Source organism: Mesorhizobium sp. B2-3-11, from assembly GCF_006442215.1.
GTDB classification, from domain to species: Bacteria; Pseudomonadota; Alphaproteobacteria; order Rhizobiales; family Rhizobiaceae; genus Mesorhizobium; species Mesorhizobium salmacidum.
In genome coordinates this window covers 1-26,124 of sequence record NZ_VFVS01000028.1, presented here as the reverse complement: position 1 = coordinate 26,124, position 26,124 = coordinate 1, and the positions used below count along the sequence as shown (strand labels likewise).

Sequence of the window (26,124 nt, the reverse complement as noted above, 5' to 3'; positions counted from 1 at the left end):
GCTCGTTACAACGTTGCCGTGACAGGGATATGAAAACGGCGGTGGAGCGATCCACCGCCATTCGATCGAGAACACTTCGAATCAAGCAGCGCGCTTGCGTCGGCGGTCAGGTGTGGTCGCTTCTTCGGTCAGCCGTTCGATTGCTTCGGCAAGGCCAAGCGATTCCTGGTCTCGCGAACCGAGCCGGCGGATATTGACCGTCTGCTCCTCCGCCTCGCGTTTGCCGCAGACGAGGATGACCGGCACCTTGGCCAGGCTGTGCTCACGGACCTTGTAGTTGATCTTCTCGTTGCGCAGGTCGGCTTCCGCCAACAGCCCTGCGGCCTTCAGCTTCGCGACGACCTCGGTCGCGTAACTGTCGGCGTCCGAAGTGATCGTCGCCACCACCACCTGCAGCGGCGCGAACCACAGCGGGAAATGGCCGGAATAGTTCTCGATCAGTATGCCGAGGAAACGCTCCATCGAACCGCAGATGGCGCGGTGCACCATGACAGGCTGCTTCTTCTCCGAATCCGAGCCGATGTAAAATGCGCCAAAACGTTCCGGCAGGTTGAAGTCGACCTGCGTCGTGCCGCATTGCCATTCGCGGCCGATCGCATCCTTCAGCACATACTCGAACTTCGGCCCGTAGAAGGCGCCCTCGCCCGGGTTGATCGAGGTCTTGATGCGGTTGCCGGAGCGCGTCCTGATCGTCTCCAGCACGCTGCCCATGATCGCCTCGGCATGATCCCAGGCCTCGTCGGTGCCGACACGCTTTTCCGGCCGCGTCGACAATTTGACGCTGATTTCGTCGAAACCGAAATCGGCATAGGTCGACAGGATCAGGTCGTTGATACGCAAGCACTCGGAAGCCAGCTGTTCCTCGGTACAGAAGATATGCGCATCGTCCTGCGTGAAGCCGCGCACGCGCATCAGCCCGTGCAGCGCGCCCGACGGTTCATAGCGATGCACATTGCCGAATTCCGCAAGCTTTACGGGCAGATCGCGATAGGATTTCAGTCCATGCTTGAAAATCTGCACGTGACCGGGGCAGTTCATCGGCTTCAGCGCGAAGACGCGGTCATCGTCGGTTTCATCGCCTGCGACCGTCACCTTGAACATGGCGTCCCGGTACCAGCCCCAGTGGCCCGATGTCTCCCACAGGCTCTTGTCGAGCACCTGGGGTGCATTGACCTCCTGATAGCCCTGTTCGTCGAGCCGGCGGCGCATGTAGTTGACCAGGTTCTGGAACATCTTCCAGCCCTTGGCGTGCCAGAAGACGACGCCCGGCCCCTCTTCCTGGAAATGGAACAGGTCCATTTCGCGGCCAAGCTTGCGGTGGTCGCGCTTCTCGGCCTCCTCCAGCATCATCTGGTAGGCTTCGAGCTGCGCCTGGTCGGCCCAGGCCGTGCCATAGATGCGCGTCAGCATCGGATTGTTCGAGTCGCCGCGCCAATAGGCGCCGGCCACCTTCATCAGCTTGAAGGCGTTGCCGATCTGCCCGGTCGAGGCCATATGCGGACCCCGGCAAAGATCGAACCAGTCGCCCTGCGCATAGATCTTGAGATCCTGATCCTCGGGAATAGCGTCGATCAGTTCGAGCTTATAGCGTTCGCCCTTGTCGGCGAAGACCTTTTTTGCCCTGTCGCGCGACCAGACCTCTTTGGTGAACGGCTTATTGCGCGCGATGATCTCGCGCATCTTCTTCTCGATCACCGGGAAATCGTCCGGGGTGAACGGCTCGTTGCGGGCAAAGTCGTAGTAGAATCCGTTCTCGATCACTGGCCCGATGGTCACCTGCGTTCCCGGCCATATCTCCTGAACGGCTTCCGCCAGCACGTGCGCGGTGTCATGACGGATGAGTTCCAGCGCACGCGGGTCTTCGCGGGTGATGATCTCTACCTTGCCGGATTTGCCCAGGGGATCACTGAGGTCGCGCACGGTGCCGTCGATGGCATAGGCCACGGCCTTCTTGGCCAGCGACTTCGAGATCGACTCGGCAAGCCCGGCACCGGTCATCGCTGCGTCGTAGTCGCGCACGGAGCCGTCGGGAAATGTCAGGGAAACGGAATTCAGCATATGTATCTCCTATCCAGTCCCGCAAACGAGCGCGGGTGGTAAAAATGCAGATATCAGCGGTTCGGGAGCTGCGACCTGCCAGAGTGCCGGAGGCGTCCGGCGGCGGCAGTCTTTTATGAGCAGATGCCGCCGCCGTAAAGCCCGGCTCACTAAATCAGCTGCGGCAGTTCCTTCAGGAACGCGGCCCGTGTCGCCAACCCCTTCGGCATGTCGGTCCGCTTCGTATCGACGACGAGCCGGGCGAACACGATCTGGCGGCCGTCTTTCCGCGCCCAGCCGACAAACCATCCGAGCGAGCGCTTGTCCTTACCGCCCTCGCCGAGCCGGGTGCTGCCGGTCTTGCCCTGAACGACCCAATCGCCGGCCTTGAAACTCGGGATGATGGCCCGTGTCATGTCATGCGCCTTGGCCGATACCGGCATCGTGCCGGCGAGCAGTTGCCGCAGGAAGGCAACCTGTTCAACCGGCGAGATCTCGAGCGAAGAGTTGACCCAGGAATGGGTGAGCCCGTCATTCTTGCCTGGATCGCCCGAAACGTCAGTGTTGCCGTAGTTGAACTTCGATACGTAGCCGGCAAATTTCTCAGCTCCGAGCCGACGCGTAATCTCCCGAGAATACCAGATGATGGAATCGCGTTCCCATATCACCGGATCGACGGTCTTCCGATCCCGCTTCACCGCGTTGAATTCGGGTTTATAGTCCCAGCTTGGCGTGTGCTCGTCGCCCAGGATGCCGGCGTCGTAGCCGATCAGCGAAAGCGGCACCTTGAACGTCGAAGCCGGGCTGAAGCGCTGGTCACAGACCCCTTCCTGGTAAAGCGTCTTGCCGGTTGCGGCATCGGCGATCAGCGTGCACTGCACATCCCTGAGCGGCGCTGACTGCGCGCGCATCGGAAATCCCAGCAGCCACGCGAGCAGGAACAGGACTCCGGCAAAGATGAAAGGAAGACGGTCGACGTTGCGCATGGGATGCTCGCTCCAGGAGGGGTTCGCGAGCGGGCTTAGCGATGTCTCTTGTCTCGATTTTGTCTCAAATGCGCAGTTGTCGTGCAGGCTTGCGTTAACCCTACCGGATCGTAAACGGGCGCGGCGCGACCAGTGCCCTCATCCCTGGGCTTCGCCGCGCTTGCGGCCGATCCGCCAATATCGCCATGGCAAGAACCAGACGTAGCGGGACGCCAGCACCTCCGGCACGAGGTCGATGCCGTGCGTGCCGAATGGGCCGCAGCGCAGCACGCGGAACAACCCCATCCAGCCGCCGGCCCACAGGCCATGGCGAGCGATCGCCTCATGCGCGTATTCCGAACAGGTCGGCAGATGCCGGCAGGAATTGCCGACAAAGCCGGACAGCGTCAGCTGGTAAAGCCGCACGAGCGACGTGCCGAGCAAGCGGCCGGGCGTCTTGCGCCACGGGCCGGGCCAGTTGCGGCCGCGCCTCGACGCTCCGGCTGTATGCGCATGCCCGTGCTGGTCGCCCACTGCGATCTCCGCGTTTCCAGGTGATAGATGTGAGCTTCCGCCGAAGAACGCAATCCCGCTCGCCCTGCCGTCACGGGTGGTAACGGCGAAATGGTTGCCGGTCGGCCGGAGGTGCCCACCAGCCAGAGTGAGATCGCGGCCGCCAGCGGCGTTTCCGACGGCACCATCAAGTCGCAATTAGCGACGATCTTCGACAAGACGGGAACGGGCGACCAGCGGGAGCTTGAACTGCTGATACGCGAGTTGTCGTCACCGCTGCGCTCTCGCTGACCCTGGCCTTCATCCATCCCGCTTGCGGTTCCCCGAGCCTACTCCTCGGTCGGCATATGCAGGTACATCGACTGGATGCCGACCCTGCCCGGGCCGGTGAAGCGGTTGACGATGAAGTTCATATTGGCACCGAAGAAGCCGCTCGACAGCCGATCGATCTTGGTTTCCATCCTGACCGAGGCATCCTTGAACAGCCAGCCGCCGGGTTCGATGTCTATGGTTTCGCCTGGAGCGAGCGTCTTTTCAAACACGTTGCCATAGCCGTGCAGCCAGACGATGCCGTCACCGGTGTCGCCGCGAAACCGGTCGATAAAGAAGCCGCTTTGGCCGAACAGCGTCGTCGCCAGGCCGCGTACGCGCTCGAACGTGTAGTCGACGTTGCCGGTGGCGGCCAGAAACTGGTGCTCGCGGACCTGGACCTCCTCGCCTCGCCGCAAGTGAATCGGCACGATGTGACCCGGCCCGTCACGGCTGAACGCGATGATGCCCGCTCCCGAGGCCTCGGTCACGAAGATCTGCATGCCGGCCATCATGCGCTTCAGCGCACCCTTCAGCGATTTCAGGCCGATGGTGATCGTGGAATTTTTCCACAGCAGGATGTGGTGCTCGAAATAGACGGGCATCCGCGTCACGTCGACGGAAAGCACAGGCACCAGTTCGCCCGCTATGTGATAGGTGACGCCACCAAAGGTTTCGTCCGACACCTCAGTCGGCATCAGTTCCGGCAGACTTGGCATGGCTCCCCCCAAAGCCGTCCTGCGCGCCGGTTTATTCCGGCTTCGCGCGGGTCGGCCTAAGCAGCTTTGGTGCCGGACGTCAGGGCCGTCAAACGAAAACAGCCCCCGGGTCGTGCGCTCGCGCGAAGGTGATCAGGTGCTCAGGCGGCAAGTACCCGTTCATAGATCAGCGCCGGGATGGCCGAGCCGGCGGAGCCGCAATTCTCGGTGCGCCCGGCCCGGACGAAGCCATTGGCCTGATAGAAGGCAACGGCGCGGGTGTTCTTCTCTTCCACTTCGAGCCGAATCCGGTGGGCCTCCGGAAAGCTCTCGATGATTTCATCGAGGAGCATGCCCCCAATGCCTCGGCCCTGCAGCGAGGGAAGCACATAGAGCTGCCTGAGCATGACCACACCGCCGTCGCCGACGGCTTCGGCAAACGCCATGCCGCCAATATGCTTGCCGTCATCGGCAACGAGGAACTCGCTGCTCGGCTTAGCCAGCCTCGCCTTCAATGAGGCGATGGAGTGCCATTCATTGGTGATCTCGGCGACCCGCTCGGCACCGTAAATCGCGTCATAGGTGGCATGCCAGGTCTCGACCAGCAACGCCCGTACGGCTGCGAGGTCGCGGTCTCCGGCGGTGCGGACGAACATACCTTTACTCGATACCCAGCTTGGCCTTGACGAGATCGTTGACGGCCTGCGGATTGGCCTTGCCGCCGGTCGCCTTCATCACCTGGCCGACGAACCAGCCGGCCATCGTCGGCTTGGCCCGTGCCTGTTCGACCTTGTCGGGATTGGCCGCGATCACCTCGTCGACCGCCTTCTCGATGGCCCCGGTGTCGGTGACCTGCTTCATGCCGCGGGTCTCGACCAGTTGGCGCGGATCGCCGCCCTCGTTCCAGACGATCTCGAACAGGTCCTTGGCGATCTTGCCGGAGATGGTGCCTTCCTTGATCAGGTCGATCACCGCACCGAGCTGGTCGGGCGAAACCGGAGCGGATTCAATGTCCTTGCCGGCCTTGTTGAGAGCGCCCAGTAGATCGTTGATGACCCAGTTGGCGGCGAGCTTGCCGTCGCGCCCGGCCGCCACCTTCTCGAAATAATCGGCGATCGGCTTTTCCGACACCAGGATCGCTGCGTCGTAGGTCGAGAGGCCGAGCGAGGAGATCAGCCGCATTTTCTTGTCATCGGGCAGTTCCGGCAATTCCTTGGCCAGGGCATCGACATAGGCCTGGTCGAATTCCAGCGGCAGAAGATCGGGATCGGGGAAATAGCGATAGTCGTGCGCCTCTTCCTTGGAGCGCATCGAGCGCGTCTCACCCTTGACGGCATCGAACAGCCGCGTTTCCTGATCGATCTTGCCGCCGTCCTCGATGATAGCGATCTGCCGGCGCGCCTCGTAGTCGATGGCTTGGCCAATAAAGCGGATCGAATTCATGTTCTTGATTTCGCAGCGGGTGCCGAATTCGCCACCTGGCCGGCGCACCGAGACATTGACGTCGGCGCGCAGCGAGCCTTCGTCCATGTTGCCGTCGCAGGTGCCGAGATAGCGCATGATGGTCCGCAGCTTGGTCACATAGGCCTTTGCCTCGTCGCCGGAGCGCAGGTCGGGTTTCGATACGATCTCCATCAACGCCACGCCGGAGCGGTTGAGGTCGACATAGGACATGGTCGGATGCTGGTCGTGGATCGACTTGCCGGCATCCTGCTCCAGGTGCAGGCGCTCGATGCCGACCTCGATGTCCTCGAACTCGCCCTGGCGGTCGGGACCGACCGAGACGATGACCGTGCCCTCGCCGACGATCGGCTGTTTGAACTGCGAGATCTGGTAGCCTTGCGGCAGGTCCGGATAAAAATAGTTCTTCCGGTCGAAAACCGACTTGTGGTTGATCGCCGCCTTCAGCCCCAGGCCGGTACGGATCGCCTGCTTGACGCATTCCTCGTTGATGACAGGCAGCATGCCGGGCATGGCCGCATCGACCAGGCTGACATTGGCATTGGGAGCAGCACCGAAGGCGGTCGAGGCACCGGAGAAGAGCTTTGCCTCCGATATCACCTGCGCGTGCACTTCAAGCCCGATGATGATTTCCCAGTCGCCGGTGGCGCCTGGTATCAGGCGTTTGGCGTCGGGCATGCGGGTATCGATGATGCTCATGGTAGCCTGCGAATTACGGTGACTCTGACGGAAGTTTCATGTTTGGGACGTGACTTTCACGTCTGGCGTGAAAGCCATTCGCTAGTGCAAACCGCCAAAAGAGACAAGCGCAAAGCCACGGCCGGGAGTTTTCTGGACGTCTCGGAGAGCGGATGTCCACTTACGCTCGGTCCCGGCGAGGCCCTGACCTCGTAGCGAGGCAGGGCAGAAAACCGAAAATTGAAATGCAAGAAAACGGTTTCGTCGTCGGACGCTACCGCGTCACAAGGCGCGGGCACGTCCGCTCCGAGCTCGACAACAGGTAGTCTTGGTGCCGCCGGCCGGCATTCGGCCGGCGGTTCCCGTCACCGCTCAGGCGGTGGCAATGTAGGCCCGGATTTCCGCGGCCTCGCGCTCGACGTCCTCGATGCGGCGCTTGACCACGTCGCCGATGGACACGATGCCGTCCAGCAAGCCGTCCTTTTCCACCGGCAGATGGCGGAAACGACCCCTGGTCATGATCTCCATCACCTCGTTGACGGTGTGGTTTTCATTGCAGATCTTCACCTTCGGCGTCATGGCCGAACGCACGGGGATATCGAGCGCGGCGCCGCCTTCCCTGGCAACCACGCGCACAATGTCGCGTTCCGACAGGATGCCGACGATCTTGCGATCGCCATTGGTGATGACCAGCGCCCCGATCCTGTGCTCGGAGAGGATTCGGATGGCTTCGCTCAGTTTTTCGTTCGGCCCGAGCGTCAATACGTCATGGCCTTTTTGCTCGAGAATGGCCTTAACCGTCATGGCGTCCTCCTCTATTTTGCCAACCGGTTCCTGCCCTGACCGGCTTTCACATAAGAGTGAACATCGTGCGCCGTGATCGGTTGCATTTCAAGTCCGGTCGGAGGTCTCCCAGTCAGGTGCTTGCCATCCCCTGTCGAACCGGCGCAGGCCGAAAAAGCCCGCGAGAAAGCCGCCAATATGCGCCTCCCAGGCGATCTGGCCGTCGATGCCCGGCGCGAATCCGAGAAGGCCGGTGGCGAGATTGATGATCATCCACATGGCCAGGAAAATGACGACGCCGCGCGAACGCAGCACGATCGCGACCGGCAGAACCGGGCCGGCGAAACCAGCCTTGCCGGCCGAGCGGTCGGTGCGGAAACCAAAACGCGCCGCAGCCCCCATCATGCCCGATATGGCGCCCGATGCGCCGACCAGCGGCGCTTCTCCATAGGGATGCATCGCCCAGAAGAGCGCCACCGAAGCCAGTCCGGTGACGGCAAAGAACAACGCGAACCGGAGCGCGCCGAGACGATTGGCCAGCGGTGAGCCAAATGCGGCGAGCCAGACCATGTTGATGGCGATATGGGCAAAGCCGCCATGCATGAAGGCGTAAGTGAAAGGTCGGGTGAAAAGGAACCAGTCGAAGCCGTATTGACCGGTATAGAGGACCGGAATGAAAGCCCCGTCATACAGCAGCGTCATCTGCTGGGCGTCGTTCAGCACATATTCCTGCAGCAGATAGACGATCGCGCAGATGCCGATCACCGCCATCACGATCGGCGGCAGGTTGAACACCGGCTCACGCGCCGGTGGCGGCATGGTCTCGGCCGTTTCGGGCTTGGACGGATGTTGCGGTTCGCTCATCTGCAATCGCACTCGATGCTGGTTCGGCCTGGGCTGGTTCGGTCTGGCGTGGTTCGGTCTGGCCAGCATCTAGATCACCGCCGATGGAACCGCAAACAGCGAATCGTCCCGCTCCGAATCAGGGACGCGAATCAAAAAAGAAGCCGTCCAGGGTTTCCCCTGGACGGCCGGTCGAGCCCCTGCTCCCCTAAAACTCTTGACTGAAGTGCTGCCGATCGTCGCGAAACGACCGCTTCTGGAGTGGCTTTTGTGTGCCACACGGCTTGCCAGGGCGCAACGTGAACCAATTGTTAACCTTAACGGCCCCGACCCGTGAACAAGTGTTAACGACGCTGGCACGCTTCCTGCTCCCCAACGCATGTAGGTCATCGGAGGGCGCCCTTCTGTTCACCGATGGGACATCAGACGACAGAATGCGCGGAGCTTTTTAGTATGAACCAAAACGGATCGATCACGCTGTTCCACTATTGGAACCGCCTGCGTGACGGACGCCCCGCTCCGAAGCGATCGGAAGTCGAGCCGGCCGATATCAAGTCGCTGCTGGCCGATACGTTCATCCTGGAAAGGGACACGCGCGGGCAGCCGGTATTTCGTCTGGCCGGCACCAGGCTCTGCGCCTGCTACGGCCGCGAACTCAAGGGGTTCTCTTTCCCCTCGCTATGGCGCGAGAAGGATCAGCGGCTGGTTTCGCGGCTGATCCACGGGGTCTTCGACCAGAAATCCGTCGTGCTGATCAATTTCGAGGGCTTCAGCCGCAACGGCCGCTCCAACAAGTTCGAATTGCTCGCCTTGCCGCTCGATGGTGGCATTGAAAATCCGCGCTGCCTCGGCGTGATCAGCGCCGTTGAGAAGCCGTTCTGGCTGGGCGCCGATCCGATCACGGACGCCTTGATTGATTCCATACGCGTCATCGATCCGGAGAAAGAGCTGCTGAACAATCGCCCGGCGATCGACGTTCCCTCGCTCGTTCCCGACGAAATCGGGGCGCCTGACACGATCTCGGCGCTTGGGCGGGCGCGCCGCATTCGCCATCTCGTCGTCTTCGACGGCGGGCGCGAAGATAGTTGATGATCACACAGTCCCGCGGGCTCGTTTTTCCCCTTTGTTAACCCGCTTTGTTGTACTTCTGTGACGAAGTCCCTTGCATCGACGCGCGGGATGCCAAACGGGGTGTAGGCAGTCATGAGGTCAGCGGCGGTCGACTACGCGCCGTCCCAAGCTGAAAGGCGTAATTTTCAGCGCGTCCGGGTCAAGATATACGGACGATTCATGCTGGAGGACCGCACCGAGCACCCGTGCCAGGTCGTCGACATGTCGCCCGGCAACGTCGCGCTTCGTACCGACCGCATCGGCATGCCCGGCGAGAAAGTCATCGCCTATATCGACCATATCGGCCGCATCGAAGGTGTTTTGACACGCACGCTGCCGGACGGCTTCGCGATGACGGTGATTGCGTCCGACCGCAAGAAGGACAAGCTCGCGGCGCAGTTGACATGGCTTGCCAACAAACACGAGCTCGACCTGCCGGAAGACCGCCGTCACGAGCGCGTCTCGCCACGCAATCCGACCAGCGTGCTGCAGCTCACCGACGGCCGTCAGTATCAGTGCCGGATCATCGATCTGTCACTGTCCGGCGCCGCGATCGAGATCGACGTCAAACCGGCGATCGGAGTCCAGGTCATGCTCGGCACGATGCGCGGCCAGATCGTCCGGCATTTCGAAGACGGCGTCGCCATCGAATTCGCCGTCATCCAGCGCCCCGAAACGCTCGATTCCGAATTCAACACGCCGCGCGCCTGATCAGGCCGCAAAGCACGCCCATCAAGCCGGCCCTCGCGGCCGGCTTTTTGATTCCGGGGTGCGGCGATCGATATATCCTCGGACGGCAGGTTCCATAGTTTCAGAAATGGTCCGCGCGAGGCTGAATTCGCAGAAAACCAGCCCAGCAATCCAAACAATTCAATACTCAAATGATTCAAATTTTATGCTTATTCTACTGGCGTTTTACTTAAAACCTACTTCGCTTTTTTGCGTCGAATAAATCCACATGTGGCAATGTCTCCTTCGAACGGGGAGACTGAATAATGAAAAAAGCGAGGGGCAAGCTGTTGCTGATGGCAATGGCGATGCAGCTTTCCGCCTGGGGATCAGCATATGCCGCGGGACCGGCCTATATGCATACCGGCGGACGCACCACGCAGCCTGTTGGCCATTATGAATTCTGCCAACGCATTCCTGGCGAATGCAACGAGAAGACCCCCAAGGGAGAGCCGGTCGACCTGACCCGGAAGCTATGGGCGACGATCGTCAGCATCAACAATTCGGTCAACACCCGCGTCAAGCCGCGCACCGACATGGAAAACTACGGTGTCGAGGAATACTGGGCCTACCCGGACAATGGCTATGGCGATTGCGAGGACTATGCGCTGGAAAAGCGCCGCGAGCTGATGGATGTGGGCGTGCCGGCCGGCGACCTTTTGATGACGGTTGCGCGCCAGCCGAACGGCGACGGCCACGCAGTGCTGACCGTGCGCACCAGCCTCGGCGAGTTCATCCTCGACAATCTGGAAACCAAGGTGCTGTCTTGGACGGACACCGACTACACCTATCTCAAGCGTCAATCGACGGAAAATTCCGGCGTTTGGGTGACGATCAACGACGGCCGTTCCGACGCGGTCGCCAGCGTCCGCTGAGGACGCCAACAAGGTCAGGCGCGTTGCACGACGCGCTCAACGAGAAACCCGGTCGAGTCCCCACCCTCCCCGTCCCCAACGACCGGGTCAAAGGAGCCGGCCCCGTCCCCGGGCCGGCTCCACCATTTCTGGAGGAAGCCGCTAAAACTGACCCGATGACACGTGGTGCATCGCGCTGCCCCTGCCTTTCCACGCGCAACAGATCGATGCACAATCGGCCGTTTCGTTTCCTGGATCACTGCCATGCTGGAAATTCCGGAAGATCGATGCGAGCGCCACAGGCTGTTCAAGGCAATCGACGATGCCTTCAAGGCTGGCGACTTCGGGGCCCTCGGCACCGCCTTGGGCGGCTCGGGGGGGTGGTTCGACGAGCACATGCCGTTCGAGCTCGGTCTTGGCCATCCACTGGAATACGCGATCTACTGGAGCCCTCTCGCCTTCGTCGCAATGCTGATCGAGGCCGGGTCCAGCCCGAATTACGAGGATCATGCCGGATTTCCCTCCATTATCGCGGCGCTGTCCACCAAGCGCGCGGACAAGCTCGACATCATCGGCATCCTGATCGATCACGGCGCCGATCCGGACATGCGAGGCGTCAACGACTGGACGCCGCTCCACTACGCCGTCGCCACGCGCGACGCGGAGGCGATCCGCCTGCTTCTTGCCGGCGGCGCGGACCCTTCGTTAAGGACCCGTATCGACGACTGTACGACAGCCCTTGAAGAAGCAGAGATTGCAGGATTCGAGCTGGGCGTGTCGCTGCTGCGAGCAGCCATTGCCGAGCGCCTAGCGGGTAGCCGGGAACCATAAGCGCAACCGGTGGTCGAAGGCGTGCGTCGGCCGAGAGTTCAGACCTTCTTCAGCCCCGTCTTGAAGCGCCTGGCGTTGGCGACATAATGCGCGGCCGAGGCTCGCAGCCGCTCGACCGCCGCGTCGTCCAGCACCCTGATCGCCTTGGCCGGCGAACCGACGATCAGCGAATTGTCCGGAAACTCCTTGCCTTCGGTGACCAGGGCGCCGGCGCCGACGAGTGAATTCTTGCCGATCCTGGCGCCATTCAGCACGATGGCGCCCATGCCAATCAGGCTGTTGTCACCAATCGTGCAGCCATGAAGCATGGCGCGATGCCCAATCGTACAGCCCTGTCCGATGGTCAACGGAAAGCCGGGATCGGTGTGCATGACGGTATGTTCCTGCACATTGGTGTCGGCGCCGATGACGATGGGCTCGTTGTCGCCCCTGATAACGGCGCCGAACCAGAAGCCCGCATTGCGGCCGATCCTGATGTCGCCAATCAGCGTGGCATCGGGCGCGATCCAGTTCGAGTCCGCGTCGGCGAAGCTCGGCTCCGTTCCATCGATCGCATAAAGCGGCATTGTCGGTCTCCGAATCGTCTCAGGCTGGGAACCCTAGGAGACGGACCGCCCATGAAGCAATGGCGAGCACGACGATGCCCAGCGCCAGGGACCAGGCAATAGCGGTGCAACCGCATGACAAGAGCGCCACTGTCGAAATGCGGTTCTGGCGCCGCGCATCAAGGGCATCGTTGATCAGCATGAACGGCCCGGCGCCGGCAGTGGCAGCCAGCGAGCGCAGCACATGCGAGGGCGACACATAGGGCTCGGTGAAGGCGACCTTGCGACCCGATACCAGTTCCATTGTCGAACCGGTCAGCCCGCAAACCGTCAGCCCGACGACAAAAGCGAACAGCAAGAGCTCGATCTGGGCCATATTAACCCTCCATTTACCATGAAATCGCACAGTCGTTTCAGGACGGCAGCAAGAGCCGTGCCGTGCGATGTGTGCCGTCGAGGGACACCCGGATGGCGGAGGGACGAGGACCGAGATGAAGCAGGCAGCGATCGCCGACGGCCCAGAACTCACCGTGGTCGATTCCATGCTGATGAAGCGGGTGTTCTACGCGTTCGCCGCACTTGCCGTGCTGTCGATAGTCATCAGCCTTGGCGGCAAATGGTTCGGCCGTTCCATTGCCATGGCCGGCTACAGCGACGACGCGACCGTGCGCGAGGTGGTGATCGGCAACAACATCATCACCGTGCCAGCCAATTTCATCCGGTTCGAGCAGGCCCGGCGCGACGGCATCGCCTCGCGCCTCGACCTCTATTTGCGCTATCCCCAGATGGACGGCTACAGCGAGGCGTCGCGCGATGATTTCAATCACGCCGGGGCCAACAGGAACATCATCTTCCTGTCCTTCGAGCAGCAGATGATGTCGCGCGACATGAGCGGCCGGTTCGGGCCGATCTACAGCGCGCTGATCGTCCAGCCCGGCATTCCAGGACCTGGCGGCACGACGGTCTACGGCTTCAATGAGAAATCAGGCTATCTGAACGAGATGCTGGTCGTCGGCAAGCGTGGGGGCAAGGACCTCTTCGTGGCCCGCTGCCTCAGTGGGCCGAGCGCCGGCGAATCGCTGGCTCCTTGCGAGCGGGACATCCATGTCGGGGATGATCTCAGCCTTACCTATCGCTTCCCGAAGGAATTCCTTGGCGACTGGCAGACGCTCGATGCGGCGATCGCGGCCGAGGCGGGGCGAATCCTCAAGACAGGACATTGACCGGCTGAAAGCCGCCCGGCCGCGCTCGACGCGGCCTGCCGTGGCATTGCTGGCTCAGGCCAGGTCGATGTCCAGGATCGCCATCGAGAAATTATAGTCGCCATCGTCCTCGTCCTTGAAGACGATGCCGAGGAATTCGTCACCGACATAGACTTCGGCCGAATCTTCCTTGCGCGGCCGTGCCTTGACCTCAAGCTTGGGGTTCTGGAAGACGCGCTTGAAATAGGCGTCCAGCTTTCTGATTTCGTCCGGCTTCAACAGTCTTCTCCGATCATCGGCTTGCTCGTTTGAACGGCGCTTCTGGCACGTCGACAATGGCGATGTAAAGGCAAGCCGGCCTTATTGCACCGGAAGCGGCAGCACCACCGAGCAAATCGCAATCATGCGGGGCAACTGCCAGCAAATCAGATATCGAAACTGATCACGTGGTCCATCTTCTGCGACGGCAGAAGCTGGTCCATCTGGCGCGAAGGCTGGTCGCAACCGGTCTCGCCGACCACGCGGGCCGGCACGCCGGCAACCGTCTTGTTGTGCGGCACAGGCGACAGCACCACCGATCCGGCGGCAATCTTGGAGCAATGGCCGACCTCGATGTTGCCGAGAATCTTGGCGCCGGCGCCAATCAGCACGCCATGGCGGATCTTGGGATGGCGGTCGCCACCGGCCTTGCCGGTACCGCCCAGCGTCACGCCGTGCAGGATGGACACATCGTCCTCGATCACCGCGGTCTCGCCGACGACGAGGCCGGTGGCGTGATCGATGAAGATACCCTTGCCGATGCGCGCGGCCGGATTGATATCGGTCTGGAAGACCGCGGACGAACGGCTCTGCAGGTAGAGAGCGAAATCCTTGCGGCCGTGGTTCCACAGCCAATGCGCCAGCCGATGGGTCTGGATGGCGTGAAAGCCCTTGAAGTAGAGCACCGGCATGATGAACCGGTCGCAAGCCGGGTCGCGGTCATAATAGGCCTGGATGTCGACGCGCACCGTGGTCGGCCAGTCCTTATCGTCGGCGAGCATCGACTTGAAGGTCTGGCGGATGAGATCGGAGCCGATATCCTGATGGGCAAGCCGCTCCGCGATCCTGTGGACGACAGCCTCTTCCAGGCTCTCCTGGTTGAGGATCGTCGAATAGAGGAACGCGGCCAAAAGCGGGTCGCGGTTGACCGCTTCCATCGCTTCGTCGCGGATCGAACGCCAGATCGGATCGACCGGCTGCAACGCGCTGTGGCGGGAAATGCTGATGCTGTTCATCGACGTCTCGTCCTGCGTCCTGCTAGTCTGCTGTCATCGGGGCCGCACATATAAGCCAGATCATAGCACGATTGAACTCAATTTTCCTTAGTGCTGTGTCAAATGGATTTGGTTCGCGGGAATTCAAGCAGCCATGGAAAACGAACCCTTGATCGACGACGCCCTGAAAACCGAAATTTCGGCGCTCTACGCCGCCGGGGAACGCCACTATCACAACCTCGCGCATATCGAGACAATGCTGGCGCTTGCTCGCGACTATCGGGGAGAGCTCGGCGACCCCGAAGCCGTCGAAGCGGCGATCTGGTTCCACGACGCCATCTACGACAGCAGGGCCAGGGACAATGAGGCGCAAAGTGCCGCCCTTGCCGAGAAAAAGCTCGCCGGCCGCATCGATGCCGGCCGCATGGGCCGCATCAGCGCTATGATCCTCGCCACCGCCACACACCAGCTGCCGCTGTTCGACGACGCGGCGGCGATACGCGACGCCAGCCTGTTTCTCGACATCGATCTGTCGATCCTGGGTGCCGCGCCTGAGGCGTTCGACGCCTATGAACGCGCGGTCCGCCGCGAATATGGCTGGGTGGAGGAGTCGATATGGCGTGCCGACCGCGGTGCGGTGCTGAAGACCTTCCTTGCCCGACCGCATATTTTTCACACGCAGGAGTTCCGGCAGCGCTTCGAACCACAAGCCAGACAAAATATCGCACGGTCCCTGCAGGCCCTGACCTAGGTCAATTTCGCGCCCCGAGATCCTTGGTCCAAAAGAAATCGAAGCCTCAGAGCGGATTTTCGGCGTAGAACTCCAGCACCCGTTGCTTGAAGGTCTTGTCCCCGACGGCCAGCATATGGTCGCGGCCCTCGATGTGGAAGGCCCTGGCGTTGGGCATCAGCGCCGCAAGCTCGTCCGGCGATCCGCCAATGTCGTCGGTGGTACCGACCGCGACCAGCGTCGGCTGGGCTATGCGGGCGATATCCTCTTCACCAAGCAATTCCCGTGAGGTGACGATGCAGGCGGCAAGCGCCCGGCGGTCGCTTCGGGTCTGGTCGGCGAAGGCGCGAAAAGAGCGGCCGCGCGGATGGGTTGTCGCGGCCGGATCCTCGGCAAGGAGAGCGGCGGCGATCGGATCCCAATCGCCGACGCCGTCAATCATGCCGATGCCGAGGCCGCCAAAGACCAGCGTCGCCACCTTGTCCGGGTCGGACAGTGCCAGGAAGGCAGCAATTCGCGCGCCCATCGAATAGCCCATGACATGGGCCCGTTCGATGCCGAGGTGATCGAGCAAGGCAGCGGCATCCGAAGCCATTTTCGCGGGTGTATAATCGGCCTCGTCGTAACTCTTGGATGACGAGCCGTGGCCGCGATTGTCGAAGGCGATGGCGCGATAGCCGGCATCATTGAGCGTCTTGAACCAGCCGGGCGACACCCAGTTGACATAGTGGCTCGAGGCGAAGCCATGGATCATCAGCACCGGATCGCCCTCGCCCGATGCCGGTTGGCGGTCGAGGAAGGCTAGATCGAACCCGCCATGGGAAAAAAACTGCATCGGAAGGCGGTCCCGGCGCTCAATCAGAATCGACGTTCGGAGAATCGCCCTTGTCCGCGGGCGGCATGCCAGGACCCGGTGCCGTGCCGATCGCCGGATGGCGCAGCAGGTCGCCATCCGCGATGCCGTCCCTGGCGGCAGTGCCAGCCTTGAGTTCGAGCACGAAGCGAACCGGCTCGCCCGGCGAAACAATTGCCTCCGACTGCGGCTCGCCTCGCTTGATCGCGCGGATCCTGCCGTCCTGACCGACAAAGATCAGATCGAGCGGCATCGGCGTATTCTTCATCCAGAAACTGACGTCGCGTGTCTCGTCGAAGACGAACAGCATGCCATGATTGGCGGCCATGTCCTCGCGAAACATCAGGCCGGCTTCCCGCTCGGCCTCTGTATCGGCGACTTCGATCGAGAAGGAGCGTTTGCCATTCTTGGTCACAACCACCAGCGGCACGGGATCGACCGGAAGGATCATCGCCCGGCCATCGGCCGCGCTGGGTACCTGGAAATAGAAGAATGCGGCTGCAGCGACTATGACGGCGGCCACAGCGCATACCACGCCCGTCGTCAGCCCGTTCCTGTGTCTCATATGAAATCCTCGGCCGGATCGCCCTAGTGCGAGACCGGCAAGGTGCCCATATCGGGGTGAATTTCGGCAGCCATAAGGCCTTTGTCACCGCGGCCGAAACGGACAAGTACGACCTGGCCCGGCCGAAGCTCGGTGATGCCGTAGCGGCGCAAGGTCTCCATATGAACGAAAATGTCCTCGGTGCCCTCGCCGCGCGTCAGGAATCCAAACCCTTTGGTGCGGTTGAACCATTTGACCAGAGCGCGTTCGAGCCCGCTCTCCGGCGTCACCGAGACATGGGTGCGCTGTTCCTGCATTTCCGCGGGATGGACGGCGGTGGTGACATCCATGGAAAGCACACGGAAGGCCTGCAGCCCGCGCTCGCCCTGCTTCACAAGACAGACCACGCGCGCGCCTTCCAAGGCTGTCTGGAAGCCGTCCCGTCGAAGACAAGTCACATGGAGGAGGATATCGCCCGAAACACCGTCATCCGGAAGGATGAAACCATAGCCCTTGGCCACATCGAACCACTTGATGGCGCCGGCAATTTCGGCAAGGTCGGCGGCGTCGCCGCCCTCGTCGCGTGTCAAGGCGTCGCCAAGGGTATTGGCCCGCCCCGTCAAAGAGGCCTTTTCCCCCATAAGAATGCCCCCTTTATTCAAGAACACCGCAACTGATTCTTGACACCAGATTAACACCGCGGCTTCCGGTATGTGCAAGACCTGACGCGCCTTTTTTCACGGTTCATTGCGGGAATACCGGATTTGTTCTTTGCCGGCGCTGCCTGACCCCGGCGATTGCCCTTTGACCGGGCCGACCCTATGTTGCGCCGCAACCCAACAGATCGAGGAAAACAACATGCGCTATCTGCACACCATGGTCCGCATCGCCGATGTCGATGCCTCGCTCGATTTCTATTGCAACAAGCTCGGGCTGAAGGAAGTTCGCCGCTATGAAAACGAGCAGGGCCGCTTCACGCTGATCTTCCTGGCCGCTCCGGAAGACGAGCAGAGCGGCATCGCCGACAAGGCGCCGCTGGTCGAGCTGACCTACAATTGGGATCCGGAAGACTACAAGGGCGGGCGCAATTTCGGCCACCTCGCCTACGAGGTCGACGACATCTACGCCACCTGCCAGCGACTGATGGACAATGGCGTCACCATCAACCGGCCGCCGCGCGACGGCAACATGGCCTTTATCAGGTCGCCGGACGGCATCTCGATCGAGCTTCTGCAGAAGGGTCCGGCCAAGGCCAAGGCGGAACCGTGGGCGTCGATGGCGAATACCGGAAGCTGGTAATCGATCATCTTTTCAAGTGGCCGGCGGCCACTCCATGGTGTTTCGCCAGGTTGTGCCTATCTATGCGCCTATGGCGCCTGCCCTGAAGAGCAGCGCCACGTCTTGAGATAGCTTCGGAGAACCCTTCATGCCGATCAGCCACGCCAATGTCTCCACGGCGCACGCAAGCCGCTATCTGCAGCAGCTGTGCAAACATTGGGCGCACAAGTTTCCCGTCGAGTTCGACCCCAATCACGGCGTCATCGACCTTTCACTGGGCCGCACGGTCATGGACGCCGACGGGGCAGCGCTGCACATCACGGTTTCGACCGACGAGTCCGCTTCGATCGAGCGCCTCGAAAATGTCGTTGCCGACCACATCAAACGCTTTGCGTTCCGCGAAGAACTGGCCTTCGACTGGAAACGCGCCGAGGCGGCGTAGTTCGTTCATGCGTGTCGCCGCGCATTTCCGGCGAGACGCGTGGATCAATCGCTTCCGGACTTGCGCGCCATTTCCAGCAGCGCTAGCACTGAGCGCCAATTGCGGGCCGTGCCCGGCACTTTCAACGTGCGCGGAATGAGGCTGGCGAACACCGATTTGCCGAGCCCGTCCGGCGCGCTGAGATAGAGCACATCGCCCTTGACCTCGAAACGCTCGGGACCCGTGCACCTTTCCGCCAACCGCGCCACCTCATCGGCGGTCGGCTCACGCTCCAGCGCATAGGCGTGGAGCTTCGTGTGATCAGCGGCCGCTTCCGGATAGGGATTTTCGCGCACCAGCCGTTCGAACCATTCGAAATCGCGCACCATGATGCGCGAATGGAAACCCCATTTTTCCTCGAAAGCCGCCTCGATCTGTTTGGTCAGCGCGGCGGCGTCGCCCTTGTCAGCGCGGAATACGGCATTGCCGCTCTGCACGTAGGTGGAGACATCGGAACAACCGAGGCCCTCGAAGAACGACCGTAACTCCGCCATCCTGACGATGCGGTTGCCGCCGACATTGATGCCGGAAAACAGCGCGATGAAGATCTTGCCGCTCATATTATGAAACCCGCCAGTGTCTCATTGTCGGTGATGTCCTGATACTGGACGCCCTCGGCCTCGAAATTCGCCTTCAGCAGGTCGAAATTGCGCCGATCCTTGGTTTCGATGCCGATCAGGACCGAGCCGAAATTGCGCGCCGACTTCTTCAGATATTCGAAGCGGGCGATGTCGTCGTCCGGACCCAGCATGTCGAGGAAGTCGCGCAACGCGCCCGGCCGCTGCGGAAAGCGGATGATGAAATATTTCTTCAGGCCTTCGAAGCGCAGCGCCCGTTCCTTGACGTCCGGCAGTCGCTCGAAATCGAAATTGCCACCTGATACTACCGCTACAATGGTCTTGCCCCGGATTTCCTTCCTGGAAAAATCCTTCAGCGCATCGATCGCAAGCGCGCCGGCGGGTTCCAGGACCACGCCTTCGACGTTGAGCATCTCGATCATGGTCGCGCAGAGCCGGTTTTCCGGGACCAGCCGCACGCTGTCTGCGGCAAACTCCTTGAGATAGCGCAAAGGTTCGCGGCCGATCTCGGCGACCGCCGCGCCGTCGACGAAGTTGTCGACCTTGGCGAGCTTCAGCCGTTTTCCCGCCGCAAGGCTCTCGCGCAGGCTCGGCGCGCCGGCAGGCTCGCAAAACACGAACTGGGCCTCACGGCCCTGATCGGCGAAATAGTGTGTCACCCCGGCAGCCAGACCGCCGCCACCCACCGGCAGCATGACCATGTCGGGCATGCGCGCGCCCGGCATCTGGTCCGCGATCTCATGGGCGACCGTCGCCTGGCCCTCAATGATGTCCTTATGGTCGAAGGGCGGCACCATATGGCCACCGGAGCTCTCGGTGAATTCGAAGGCGGCGCGATAGCAGTCGTCGAAGAAATCGCCGACCAGCCTGATCTCGACGAAGTCGCCGCCAAACAGCCTGGTCTTGTCGATCTTCTGCTGCGGGGTCGTCACCGGCATGAAGACCACGCCCTTCTTGCCGAAATGGCGACAGACAAAGGCAAAGCCCTGCGCATGGTTGCCGGCGGACGCGCAGACAAACAGCTCGGCCTGGTTGCCTTCGCCAAGCGCCTTGCGGAAGAAGTTGAAGGCGCCGCGGATCTTGTAGGAGCGCACCGGACTCAAATCCTCGCGCTTCAAAAGCACCCGGGCGCCGGTCTTTTTCGACAGATAGTCATTTTCCTGCAGCGGTGTCTCCGGGAATATCTGGCGGATCGCAGAGGCGGCGGTGGCGACGCGCGAGGAAAAGCTGGTCATGACAAGGTCATCCCGGGATCGCCCGCGGGCGAGTTAGACAATAACCCTATTACACATCCGGCCCGGCAAGGCCATTGCCCGGTCGAGCCCGCGCCCGCAACGGCGCCGTCCCGAAATGCTAGCAGGCACTTGGGGACGTTTGTTCATGTTTTCTCGCATCGAGCCGAGCCGCGCATTGGTGGGCGCCTGAATTCGACATCCGGCCGAGATGCAGGCGCCTGCCCTCTGCGGCGTTACGGCCTTGCTGCCGCTTTGGCCTTCGCGCAACAGTGCGAAGGCCGTCGCGAGGCGCCGACCGCATTTCGGCTGGACGCGACTTACTTCCGCCGCACTTGGCCTGCTGGGGAGATATCGCGGAGGGTGGACGGCCCTTGTTTGGGATCGAGTGGAATTTTTATCGTGCATTTGAAGACGATTTGCATTCTTGCGCTTGCGCTGCTGGTGGCGGGCTGCGGCGGCCGCAAAACCGAGGAACTGCTCGGCAGCGCGGTCATGTCGGCGCCGGTGACGGAAATCGCGGGCAACCACTCGATCTTCATTGCCACGACCCGCAAGCCCTCCGACGATCCCAACAAGGTTTTCGACGGCGAACGCTCGGCGACGCTCAACTACGCCCGCGTCAATGTCACCGTTCCCGGGCTCCACACGACCGGCCAGATCGAGCGGCGTTCACGCGGCAAGTCGGACGATCCGGCAAAGTACTTCATGGCTTCCGAGGTCGTCGGCTACGATACCCAGCCGAAATTCTCCAGCGCGCTCAACGCCGACATAGCGGCGCGCGGCGGCCGCGTGATGGTCTTCGTCCATGGCTACAACACCGGCTTCGACGACGCTGTCTACCGCTTGACCCAGATTGTCCATGATTCCGGCTATCCCGGGACGCCGGTGCTGTTTTCCTGGGCCTCGGGCGCCAAGACCACCGACTATGTCTATGACAAGGAAAGCGCCAGTGCCGCTCGCGACCAGCTCGAAGTGACCTTGCGAATGCTGCAGCAGTCCGGCGCGCGGCGCATCGATATTGTCGCTCATTCGATGGGAACTTGGGTGACAATGGAAACGCTGCGCCAGATGGCCATCAGCGGCGATCGCGATCTTGGCGGCAAGCTTGGCGATGTGGTGCTGGCCTCTCCCGACATCGATGTCGATGTGTTCAAGAGCCAGATGCGCCGCTACGGCAAGCCCGACAAGCCGTTCATCCTGCTGTTGTCGGACGACGACCGCGCGCTGAGGTTGTCCGGCCTGATCGCCGGCTCGCGGCCGCGCGTCGGCGATTACAAGGATGCCGCCGACCTTGCCTCCTACGGCGTGACGGTCGTGGATCTCTCCAAGGTCAAAGGCAGCGACAGCTTCAATCATACGAAATTCGCCGACAATCCGGCACTGGTGAAGATGATCGGCCAGCGGCTGCGCGAGGACGATGGTTTCGCCAGCGACCGGGACGTGACCGACCGCATCAGCCTGCTTGGACAGTAGATGCGGCGCCGCGGTTTTCGCCGTGCCCGTTCACCATCGCCGAACCATTGGCCTACTTTGAACTGGACCGCGCCCGTCTCTGGCCTTATCGGAGTATCGAGCGACGTCATGCGTTTGACGTCCCCTTATGCGGGAGCCGACGCGTGGCCTTGCGCTTGAAGAGTCATGGTGTCGTCGCGTTCGCGCTGCTGGTCGCTGGCTGCGCTGGAAATACGCATGATCTGCTCAACAAGACGACGGTCACCGTGCCGGCATCCGATATTGCGGCCGCCCATGAAATATTTGTCGCCACCACCCGCCAGAAGGCGGCGAAGGACCCACGGCAGGTCTTCGACGGCGACCGTTCCCTGACCACCAGCTTTGCGCGGGTCGATGTCACGGTTCCGAAGAGCCATCAGGTCGGCAACATCGAGCGCGCCAAGGGTTCGGCCAACAGCAACCCGGCCAAGGATTTCACAGCCAGGGATGTCACCTTCTACGAAGGCGCGCCGCAATTCGCCAAGGCGATCGGCGCCGACATCGCCATGCGCGGCGACCGTGCGCTGGTTTTCGTGCATGGCTTCAACAATGGTTTCGACGACGGCATCTACCGGCTGACGCAGATCGCCCACGACACGAAATATCCGGGTACGCCTGTGCTATTCTCGTGGGCGTCGAGCGCCAAGACGACGGGCTATATCTACGACAAGGACAGTTCCACCGCCGCCCGTGACGATCTCGAGGCAACGCTGAGGATGCTCGCCAAGACGCGGGTCAAGAGCATCGACATCATCGCCCATTCGATGGGGACGTGGTTGACGATGGAGGCGCTGCGCCAACTCGCCATCACCGGCGACCGCGATCTCGGCGGCAAGCTGGGTTATGTCATCCTTGCCTCACCGGATATCGACGTCGACGTGTTCAAGAAGCAGATGATCCGTTATGGCAAGCCCGACAAGCCGTTCGCCGTGCTGCTTTCAGGCGACGACCGGGCTCTCAAATTGTCCTCGTTCATCTCTGGCGACAAACCGCGCGTCGGCGACTATGGCAATGCCGCCGACCTCGCCTCCTATGGCGTGTCGGTGGTCGACCTAACCAAGACCAAGGGCGGCGACGGCGGCCTCAACCACGCGAAATTCGCCGACAACCCGTTCCTGGTGCAATTGCTCGGCAATAGGCTGCGCACGCCGGCGGGCCTCGCCGCGGATGAGGACCCGGCACAGCTCACCGATATCGGTCAAGGCCTGGGAAAGGTCGTCGGCTCGGCTGCCGAAGTCATCATCACGACGCCGTTCAAGGTGCTGACCATCGCCACCGGCGGGTGAGCAACCAAGAGCGGACGGCTGGTTTCAGACGAATAGATCGACTTTCTGGAACGTCGTTACGTCGATCAGCCCGACGTCGGAAATTCTCAACTCCGGAATTACCACCAGCGCCAGCAGCGAGTGCTGCATGTAGGCGTTGTTCAGGGAACAGCCCATCTTGCGCATTGCCTCGGTCAGTTTCTCAGCCTTGGCAGCGACGATCTCGGCGCGCTCGTCCGACATCAGCCCGGCGATCGCCATTTCGACCAGCGCCAATTCCTTGCCCTTGGAGAACAGCACGACCCCGCCGCCGACTTCCCCCAGCCGGTTCACGGCCAGCGCCATATCCTGCTTGTTGGTGCCAACGCAGATGATGTGATGGGCGTCATGGGCCACGCTGGAGGCCATGGCGCAGTCGGCCATGTAGCCGAAACCGGAGACGAAGGCATTGGTGACGGCACCCGTGCCCCTGTGCCGCTCGACCAGCGCGATCTGGCAAATGTCGTTGCGGCGATCCATGGCGACCAGCCCATCCTCGACTGGCAGATCGGCCTCCAGCGCGCGCGTGGGTGCCTGGTTCTCGATGACACCGATCACCCGCACCCGCACTTCGTTGGCGCCCTTGGGTGCCGCGATATCGAAATCGCCGGCCTTCAGCTTCTTGCCCAATTTGACGGTGTTCTTCGCCGTCTTCGGATAATCATAGGCCGGGATATCGATGTCGAGCTTGCCGCCCTTGGCCAGCCTGACGCCACGCGCATAGACCTCGTCGATGCTCATCTGGGTGAGATCGGAGACGATCAGCAGGTCGGCCAGCCGCCCGGGCGCGATCGAACCGATCTCACGTTCCAGCTTGAAATGAAGGGCGGTGTTGAGCGTTGCCATCTGGATCGCGGTCACCGGCTTCAGACCTTGGCTGATGGCGTGGCGCACCACCCGGTCCATGTGTCCCTCATGCACCAGCGTGCCCGAATGGCTGTCGTCGGTGCACAGGATGAAGTTGCGCGGATCGATGCCGCTTTCCGTCACCGCCTTGATCTGCGAGGCAACGTCGTACCAGGCAGAGCCCAGCCGCAGCATTGCCTTCATGCCCTGGCGTACGCGGGCGATTGCGTCCTCGGCGCGCGTGCCCTCGTGGTCATCCTCGGGTCCGCCGGCGACATAGCCGTGGAACGGCAGACCAAGATCGCGCGAGGCATAATGCCCGCCAACCGTCTTGCCGGCTTTGACCGTCGCGGCGATCTCGCCCGACATCACCGGATCGTTGGCGGCGACGCCCGGGAAATTCATCACCTCGCCAAGTCCGATGATGTTTTCCCAGCCCATCGCTTCCGCGACATCGGCGACCGTCAGTTCGGCGCCGGCATGTTCGAGCCCAGGCGCCGAGGGCACGCAGGACGGCATCTGCACATGCACGTTGATGGGCATGGCCACGGCCTCGTCATGCATCAGCCGCACGCCCGGCAGGCCCAGCACATTGGCGATCTCGTGCGGATCGATGAACATCGAGGTGGTTCCGTGCGGGATGACGGCGCGGCAGAATTCGGTGACCGTCACCATGCCGCTCTCGACATGCATGTGCGCGTCGCAAAGGCCGGGCACGAGATAGCGTCCGCCCGCGTCGACCACCTTGGTGCCCTGCCCGATCGTGTGGCCGGCATTCGGCCCGCAATAGGCGAAGCGACCGCCTGAGATGGCGATGTCGGTGCCGGCGATGATCTCGCCCGAATGGACGTTCACCCAGCGCCCGTTGCGGATGACGAGATCGGCGGGTTTGCGGCCCATCGCGACATCGACCAGATCGGTCGCCATTTCGGTCCACGGTTTGGGTTTCGTCGCGCGGGCGGGCGGCTTCGTGGCCATCAAAGACTCCTGTTTGCCCGACTGTGCCAAGCCGACGGCGTTTTGGCCAGCGAGGAAGAAAGGATTTGCCTAGAGATTGCCGGATTACTCGGGTTTCAGGTCGACTTCGACCTTGGCGTTGCCGGCTGAAATCCGCTCGGCGATGCGCTCGACCTCGCCCTAATCACCTTTGCAGAAATCCGATTCCGTTTTGCCGCAGATCAGGTTATGTTCCGATCCAGGATATTTGACTCTTCTCGGGGGGTTCGATGCATCGCCTGGTCGCAAGTGCCGGTCTTCTTGCAGTCCTGTCCGTGCCGGCTTTCGCTGCCGACGCGACAGTCGACGTGCCGATGACCGCGCCTGGCTTCGACTGGACCGGCTACTATGCCGGCCTGCAGGCGGGATATGGCTGGGGCCGCTCCGAGATCACCACAACGGAAGGCGCGCCGTTTTCCATCACGCCCGACGTCGACGGCGGATTCGTCGGTGGGCATGTCGCCGGCCTCTGGCAGTTCGATCAGGCCGTGCTGGGCGCCGAGGCGGACCTCAACTATTCCTCGGTCGACGGCACGGCGCAATCGGTCCTGGGAGACACATTCGGCGCCGAAATCAAGTGGTTCGGCTCGGTCAACGCCAAGGCCGGCTTCGCCATGGACCGCCTGCTGGTCTACGGCATCGGCGGCATAGCCTTTGCCGACATCGAGACGTCGCAGACCTCGGGGCCAGGGTTTGACAACACGCGCACAAATGTCGGTTGGACCGTGGGCGCGGGCGTCGACTACGCGCTGACCGACAAGTTCGTCGTCGGCGCGCAATATCGCTATTACGATTTCGGCTCAGAGAACCATGAGGCGCCGGCCCCCTTCAACGACCGCGATCAGAGCGTGAAACTGAACACGGTCGGCATCAATCTCAGCTACAAGTTCTGAACGTGGCCACCGGCGTCGTTGCTGGACAAGCAGCGCGCAGACCTGTCTTGCCGGATGTGGGGGCGGCCGGCGCTCCCAAGTGGG

General features: G+C 61.9%; 30 protein-coding genes. 12 read left to right on the top strand and 18 right to left on the bottom strand.

Translation table 11 applies throughout. The annotated features are described in order from the left end of the window. Positions 1 to 81: 81 nt before the first annotated feature. From thrS to yidD, 3 genes are all read right to left on the bottom strand, one after another. A complete protein-coding gene (thrS, locus tag FJ960_RS27385) occupies positions 82 to 2,058 on the bottom strand; it encodes a threonine--tRNA ligase (protein ID WP_140718219.1) in 1,977 nt (658 codons plus the stop codon). Between the two features lie 149 nt (positions 2,059 to 2,207). Next, complete coding sequence (gene blaOXA, locus FJ960_RS27380; protein WP_140718217.1) at positions 2,208 to 3,023, bottom strand: class D beta-lactamase; 816 nt, start codon at positions 3,021 to 3,023, stop codon at positions 2,208 to 2,210. Between the two features lie 138 nt (positions 3,024 to 3,161). After that, positions 3,162 to 3,536, bottom strand: a complete 375-nt coding sequence (gene yidD, locus FJ960_RS27375) for a membrane protein insertion efficiency factor YidD (protein WP_140718215.1) — start codon at positions 3,534 to 3,536, stop codon at positions 3,162 to 3,164. Between the two features lie 90 nt (positions 3,537 to 3,626). On the opposite strand from yidD, the gene FJ960_RS27370 reads away from it, so the two are divergent. Next, positions 3,627 to 3,806 carry a hypothetical protein gene (locus FJ960_RS27370; RefSeq protein ID WP_140718213.1) on the top strand — a complete coding sequence of 60 codons (180 nt, stop codon included), beginning with the start codon at positions 3,627 to 3,629 and terminating at the stop codon, positions 3,804 to 3,806. 38 nt (positions 3,807 to 3,844) lie between these two features. Here FJ960_RS27370 and FJ960_RS27365 read toward each other — a convergent pair whose 3' ends face one another. From FJ960_RS27365 to FJ960_RS27345, 5 genes are all read right to left on the bottom strand, one after another. Beyond that, positions 3,845 to 4,543 carry an AIM24 family protein gene (locus FJ960_RS27365; RefSeq protein WP_140718211.1) on the bottom strand — a complete coding sequence of 233 codons (699 nt, stop codon included), beginning with the start codon at positions 4,541 to 4,543 and terminating at the stop codon, positions 3,845 to 3,847. A gap of 140 nt (positions 4,544 to 4,683) precedes the next feature. Beyond that, the gene (locus FJ960_RS27360) at positions 4,684 to 5,178 is read right to left on the bottom strand and encodes a GNAT family N-acetyltransferase (protein ID WP_140718208.1); all 495 of its coding nucleotides are present in this window, start codon (positions 5,176 to 5,178) and stop codon (positions 4,684 to 4,686) included. Positions 5,179 to 5,182: 4 nt separating this feature from the next. Further along, complete coding sequence (gatB, locus tag FJ960_RS27355; protein WP_140503512.1) at positions 5,183 to 6,682, bottom strand: Asp-tRNA(Asn)/Glu-tRNA(Gln) amidotransferase subunit GatB; 1,500 nt, start codon at positions 6,680 to 6,682, stop codon at positions 5,183 to 5,185. Between the two features lie 351 nt (positions 6,683 to 7,033). Beyond that, on the bottom strand, positions 7,034 to 7,465 hold the full coding sequence (locus tag FJ960_RS27350) for a CBS domain-containing protein (protein ID WP_027145030.1): 432 nt from the start codon (positions 7,463 to 7,465) through the stop codon (positions 7,034 to 7,036). Between the two features lie 87 nt (positions 7,466 to 7,552). Continuing rightward, positions 7,553 to 8,308 (bottom strand): rhomboid family intramembrane serine protease, encoded by a 756-nt coding sequence (locus tag FJ960_RS27345; protein ID WP_140718206.1) that lies wholly within the window; start codon positions 8,306 to 8,308, stop codon positions 7,553 to 7,555. A gap of 432 nt (positions 8,309 to 8,740) precedes the next feature. On the opposite strand from FJ960_RS27345, the gene FJ960_RS27340 reads away from it, so the two are divergent. The 4 genes from FJ960_RS27340 (at position 8,741) to FJ960_RS27325 (ending at position 11,811) form a co-directional block, all read left to right on the top strand. Further along, positions 8,741 to 9,376: a PAS domain-containing protein gene (locus FJ960_RS27340; RefSeq protein WP_027145032.1), complete on the top strand. Its 636-nt coding sequence runs from the start codon at positions 8,741 to 8,743 to the stop codon at positions 9,374 to 9,376. 114 nt (positions 9,377 to 9,490) lie between these two features. Beyond that, positions 9,491 to 10,108 carry a PilZ domain-containing protein gene (locus tag FJ960_RS27335; protein WP_015318053.1) on the top strand — a complete coding sequence of 206 codons (618 nt, stop codon included), beginning with the start codon at positions 9,491 to 9,493 and terminating at the stop codon, positions 10,106 to 10,108. Between the two features lie 284 nt (positions 10,109 to 10,392). Beyond that, complete coding sequence (locus tag FJ960_RS27330; RefSeq protein WP_140503508.1) at positions 10,393 to 11,001, top strand: transglutaminase-like cysteine peptidase; 609 nt, start codon at positions 10,393 to 10,395, stop codon at positions 10,999 to 11,001. A 243-nt stretch (positions 11,002 to 11,244) separates the two neighbouring features. Continuing rightward, positions 11,245 to 11,811, top strand: coding sequence for an ankyrin repeat domain-containing protein (locus tag FJ960_RS27325; protein WP_140718204.1), 567 nt, complete (start codon positions 11,245 to 11,247; stop codon positions 11,809 to 11,811). Positions 11,812 to 11,849: 38 nt separating this feature from the next. On the opposite strand, the gene FJ960_RS27320 is transcribed toward FJ960_RS27325, so the two are convergent. After that, the gene (locus FJ960_RS27320) at positions 11,850 to 12,377 is read right to left on the bottom strand and encodes a gamma carbonic anhydrase family protein (RefSeq protein ID WP_140718202.1); all 528 of its coding nucleotides are present in this window, start codon (positions 12,375 to 12,377) and stop codon (positions 11,850 to 11,852) included. A gap of 19 nt (positions 12,378 to 12,396) precedes the next feature. Continuing rightward, entirely contained in the window at positions 12,397 to 12,732 is a 336-nt protein-coding gene (locus tag FJ960_RS27315) for a hypothetical protein (RefSeq protein ID WP_140718200.1), read from the bottom strand. A 115-nt stretch (positions 12,733 to 12,847) separates the two neighbouring features. Here FJ960_RS27315 and FJ960_RS27310 point away from each other — a divergent pair, with 115 nt between their 5' ends. Further along, positions 12,848 to 13,579 carry a hypothetical protein gene (locus FJ960_RS27310; RefSeq protein ID WP_140718198.1) on the top strand — a complete coding sequence of 244 codons (732 nt, stop codon included), beginning with the start codon at positions 12,848 to 12,850 and terminating at the stop codon, positions 13,577 to 13,579. A gap of 54 nt (positions 13,580 to 13,633) precedes the next feature. Here FJ960_RS27310 and FJ960_RS27305 read toward each other — a convergent pair whose 3' ends face one another. Together FJ960_RS27305 and cysE are read right to left on the bottom strand one after the other, a co-directional pair. Beyond that, positions 13,634 to 13,837, bottom strand: a complete 204-nt coding sequence (locus FJ960_RS27305; RefSeq protein ID WP_006200852.1) for a DUF3126 family protein — start codon at positions 13,835 to 13,837, stop codon at positions 13,634 to 13,636. 146 nt (positions 13,838 to 13,983) lie between these two features. Continuing rightward, the gene (cysE, locus tag FJ960_RS27300; RefSeq protein WP_140503499.1) at positions 13,984 to 14,832 is read right to left on the bottom strand and encodes a serine O-acetyltransferase; all 849 of its coding nucleotides are present in this window, start codon (positions 14,830 to 14,832) and stop codon (positions 13,984 to 13,986) included. 133 nt (positions 14,833 to 14,965) lie between these two features. On the opposite strand from cysE, the gene FJ960_RS27295 reads away from it, so the two are divergent. Next, entirely contained in the window at positions 14,966 to 15,562 is a 597-nt protein-coding gene (locus tag FJ960_RS27295; protein WP_140718197.1) for a hypothetical protein, read from the top strand. Positions 15,563 to 15,608: 46 nt separating this feature from the next. On the opposite strand, the gene FJ960_RS27290 is transcribed toward FJ960_RS27295, so the two are convergent. From FJ960_RS27290 to FJ960_RS27280, 3 genes are read right to left on the bottom strand one after another with little or no spacing between them, the layout of a single operon-like run. Further along, positions 15,609 to 16,376, bottom strand: a complete 768-nt coding sequence (locus FJ960_RS27290) for an alpha/beta hydrolase (RefSeq protein WP_140503496.1) — start codon at positions 16,374 to 16,376, stop codon at positions 15,609 to 15,611. A 19-nt stretch (positions 16,377 to 16,395) separates the two neighbouring features. Then, a complete protein-coding gene (locus FJ960_RS27285) occupies positions 16,396 to 16,959 on the bottom strand; it encodes a DUF192 domain-containing protein (protein WP_140718196.1) in 564 nt (187 codons plus the stop codon). Positions 16,960 to 16,982: 23 nt separating this feature from the next. Then, a complete protein-coding gene (locus FJ960_RS27280) occupies positions 16,983 to 17,579 on the bottom strand; it encodes a cold-shock protein (protein ID WP_032935881.1) in 597 nt (198 codons plus the stop codon). 217 nt (positions 17,580 to 17,796) lie between these two features. Between FJ960_RS27280 and FJ960_RS27275 the strand changes: the two genes are divergently transcribed. Together FJ960_RS27275 and FJ960_RS27270 are read left to right on the top strand one after the other, a co-directional pair. Continuing rightward, the gene (locus tag FJ960_RS27275; protein WP_140503492.1) at positions 17,797 to 18,237 is read left to right on the top strand and encodes a VOC family protein; all 441 of its coding nucleotides are present in this window, start codon (positions 17,797 to 17,799) and stop codon (positions 18,235 to 18,237) included. 127 nt (positions 18,238 to 18,364) lie between these two features. After that, positions 18,365 to 18,658, top strand: coding sequence for a DUF2218 domain-containing protein (locus FJ960_RS27270; protein WP_140718195.1), 294 nt, complete (start codon positions 18,365 to 18,367; stop codon positions 18,656 to 18,658). 44 nt (positions 18,659 to 18,702) lie between these two features. Here the strand turns inward: FJ960_RS27270 and FJ960_RS27265 are convergent, their stop codons facing one another. Both FJ960_RS27265 and ilvA read right to left on the bottom strand, forming a co-directional pair. Further along, positions 18,703 to 19,257 (bottom strand): DUF1697 domain-containing protein, encoded by a 555-nt coding sequence (locus FJ960_RS27265; protein WP_140718194.1) that lies wholly within the window; start codon positions 19,255 to 19,257, stop codon positions 18,703 to 18,705. Continuing rightward, positions 19,254 to 20,510: a threonine ammonia-lyase IlvA gene (gene ilvA, locus FJ960_RS27260; RefSeq protein WP_140718193.1), complete on the bottom strand. Its 1,257-nt coding sequence runs from the start codon at positions 20,508 to 20,510 to the stop codon at positions 19,254 to 19,256. Before ilvA ends, FJ960_RS27265 begins: the two co-directional genes overlap by 4 nt. A 375-nt stretch (positions 20,511 to 20,885) precedes the next feature. On the opposite strand from ilvA, the gene FJ960_RS27255 reads away from it, so the two are divergent. Next, on the top strand, positions 20,886 to 21,983 hold the full coding sequence (locus tag FJ960_RS27255; protein WP_181166122.1) for an alpha/beta hydrolase: 1,098 nt from the start codon (positions 20,886 to 20,888) through the stop codon (positions 21,981 to 21,983). Between the two features lie 143 nt (positions 21,984 to 22,126). Continuing rightward, positions 22,127 to 23,287 carry an alpha/beta hydrolase gene (locus FJ960_RS27250; protein WP_140718192.1) on the top strand — a complete coding sequence of 387 codons (1,161 nt, stop codon included), beginning with the start codon at positions 22,127 to 22,129 and terminating at the stop codon, positions 23,285 to 23,287. 24 nt (positions 23,288 to 23,311) lie between these two features. Here the strand turns inward: FJ960_RS27250 and ade are convergent, their stop codons facing one another. Continuing rightward, positions 23,312 to 25,129, bottom strand: coding sequence for an adenine deaminase (gene ade / locus FJ960_RS27245; RefSeq protein WP_140718191.1), 1,818 nt, complete (start codon positions 25,127 to 25,129; stop codon positions 23,312 to 23,314). 248 nt (positions 25,130 to 25,377) lie between these two features. On the opposite strand from ade, the gene FJ960_RS27240 reads away from it, so the two are divergent. After that, complete coding sequence (locus FJ960_RS27240; RefSeq protein ID WP_140503478.1) at positions 25,378 to 26,040, top strand: outer membrane protein; 663 nt, start codon at positions 25,378 to 25,380, stop codon at positions 26,038 to 26,040. Positions 26,041 to 26,124 lie beyond the last annotated feature (84 nt).

Bases quoted from the DNA above. Each gene is read 5' to 3' on its own strand.
- thrS (WP_140718219.1), bottom strand. From the start codon at position 2,058: ATGCTGAATTCCGTTTCCCTGACATTTCCCGACGGCTCCGTGCGCGAC.
- blaOXA (WP_140718217.1), bottom strand. From the start codon at position 3,023: ATGCGCAACGTCGACCGTCTTCCTTTCATCTTTGCCGGAGTCCTGTTC.
- FJ960_RS27370 (WP_140718213.1), top strand. From the start codon at position 3,627: ATGGTTGCCGGTCGGCCGGAGGTGCCCACCAGCCAGAGTGAGATCGCG.
- FJ960_RS27365 (WP_140718211.1), bottom strand. From the start codon at position 4,543: ATGCCAAGTCTGCCGGAACTGATGCCGACTGAGGTGTCGGACGAAACC.
- FJ960_RS27360 (WP_140718208.1), bottom strand. From the start codon at position 5,178: ATGTTCGTCCGCACCGCCGGAGACCGCGACCTCGCAGCCGTACGGGCG.
- gatB (WP_140503512.1), bottom strand. From the start codon at position 6,682: ATGAGCATCATCGATACCCGCATGCCCGACGCCAAACGCCTGATACCA.
- FJ960_RS27350 (WP_027145030.1), bottom strand. From the start codon at position 7,465: ATGACGGTTAAGGCCATTCTCGAGCAAAAAGGCCATGACGTATTGACG.
- FJ960_RS27345 (WP_140718206.1), bottom strand. From the start codon at position 8,308: ATGAGCGAACCGCAACATCCGTCCAAGCCCGAAACGGCCGAGACCATG.
- FJ960_RS27340 (WP_027145032.1), top strand. From the start codon at position 8,741: ATGAACCAAAACGGATCGATCACGCTGTTCCACTATTGGAACCGCCTG.
- FJ960_RS27335 (WP_015318053.1), top strand. From the start codon at position 9,491: ATGAGGTCAGCGGCGGTCGACTACGCGCCGTCCCAAGCTGAAAGGCGT.
- FJ960_RS27330 (WP_140503508.1), top strand. From the start codon at position 10,393: ATGAAAAAAGCGAGGGGCAAGCTGTTGCTGATGGCAATGGCGATGCAG.
- FJ960_RS27325 (WP_140718204.1), top strand. From the start codon at position 11,245: ATGCTGGAAATTCCGGAAGATCGATGCGAGCGCCACAGGCTGTTCAAG.
- FJ960_RS27320 (WP_140718202.1), bottom strand. From the start codon at position 12,377: ATGCCGCTTTATGCGATCGATGGAACGGAGCCGAGCTTCGCCGACGCG.
- FJ960_RS27315 (WP_140718200.1), bottom strand. From the start codon at position 12,732: ATGGCCCAGATCGAGCTCTTGCTGTTCGCTTTTGTCGTCGGGCTGACG.
- FJ960_RS27310 (WP_140718198.1), top strand. From the start codon at position 12,848: ATGAAGCAGGCAGCGATCGCCGACGGCCCAGAACTCACCGTGGTCGAT.
- cysE (WP_140503499.1), bottom strand. From the start codon at position 14,832: ATGAACAGCATCAGCATTTCCCGCCACAGCGCGTTGCAGCCGGTCGAT.
- FJ960_RS27295 (WP_140718197.1), top strand. From the start codon at position 14,966: ATGGAAAACGAACCCTTGATCGACGACGCCCTGAAAACCGAAATTTCG.
- FJ960_RS27290 (WP_140503496.1), bottom strand. From the start codon at position 16,376: ATGCAGTTTTTTTCCCATGGCGGGTTCGATCTAGCCTTCCTCGACCGC.
- FJ960_RS27285 (WP_140718196.1), bottom strand. From the start codon at position 16,959: ATGAGACACAGGAACGGGCTGACGACGGGCGTGGTATGCGCTGTGGCC.
- FJ960_RS27280 (WP_032935881.1), bottom strand. From the start codon at position 17,579: ATGGGGGAAAAGGCCTCTTTGACGGGGCGGGCCAATACCCTTGGCGAC.
- FJ960_RS27275 (WP_140503492.1), top strand. From the start codon at position 17,797: ATGCGCTATCTGCACACCATGGTCCGCATCGCCGATGTCGATGCCTCG.
- FJ960_RS27270 (WP_140718195.1), top strand. From the start codon at position 18,365: ATGCCGATCAGCCACGCCAATGTCTCCACGGCGCACGCAAGCCGCTAT.
- FJ960_RS27265 (WP_140718194.1), bottom strand. From the start codon at position 19,257: ATGAGCGGCAAGATCTTCATCGCGCTGTTTTCCGGCATCAATGTCGGC.
- ilvA (WP_140718193.1), bottom strand. From the start codon at position 20,510: ATGACCAGCTTTTCCTCGCGCGTCGCCACCGCCGCCTCTGCGATCCGC.
- ade (WP_140718191.1), bottom strand. From the start codon at position 25,129: ATGGCCACGAAGCCGCCCGCCCGCGCGACGAAACCCAAACCGTGGACC.
- FJ960_RS27240 (WP_140503478.1), top strand. From the start codon at position 25,378: ATGCATCGCCTGGTCGCAAGTGCCGGTCTTCTTGCAGTCCTGTCCGTG.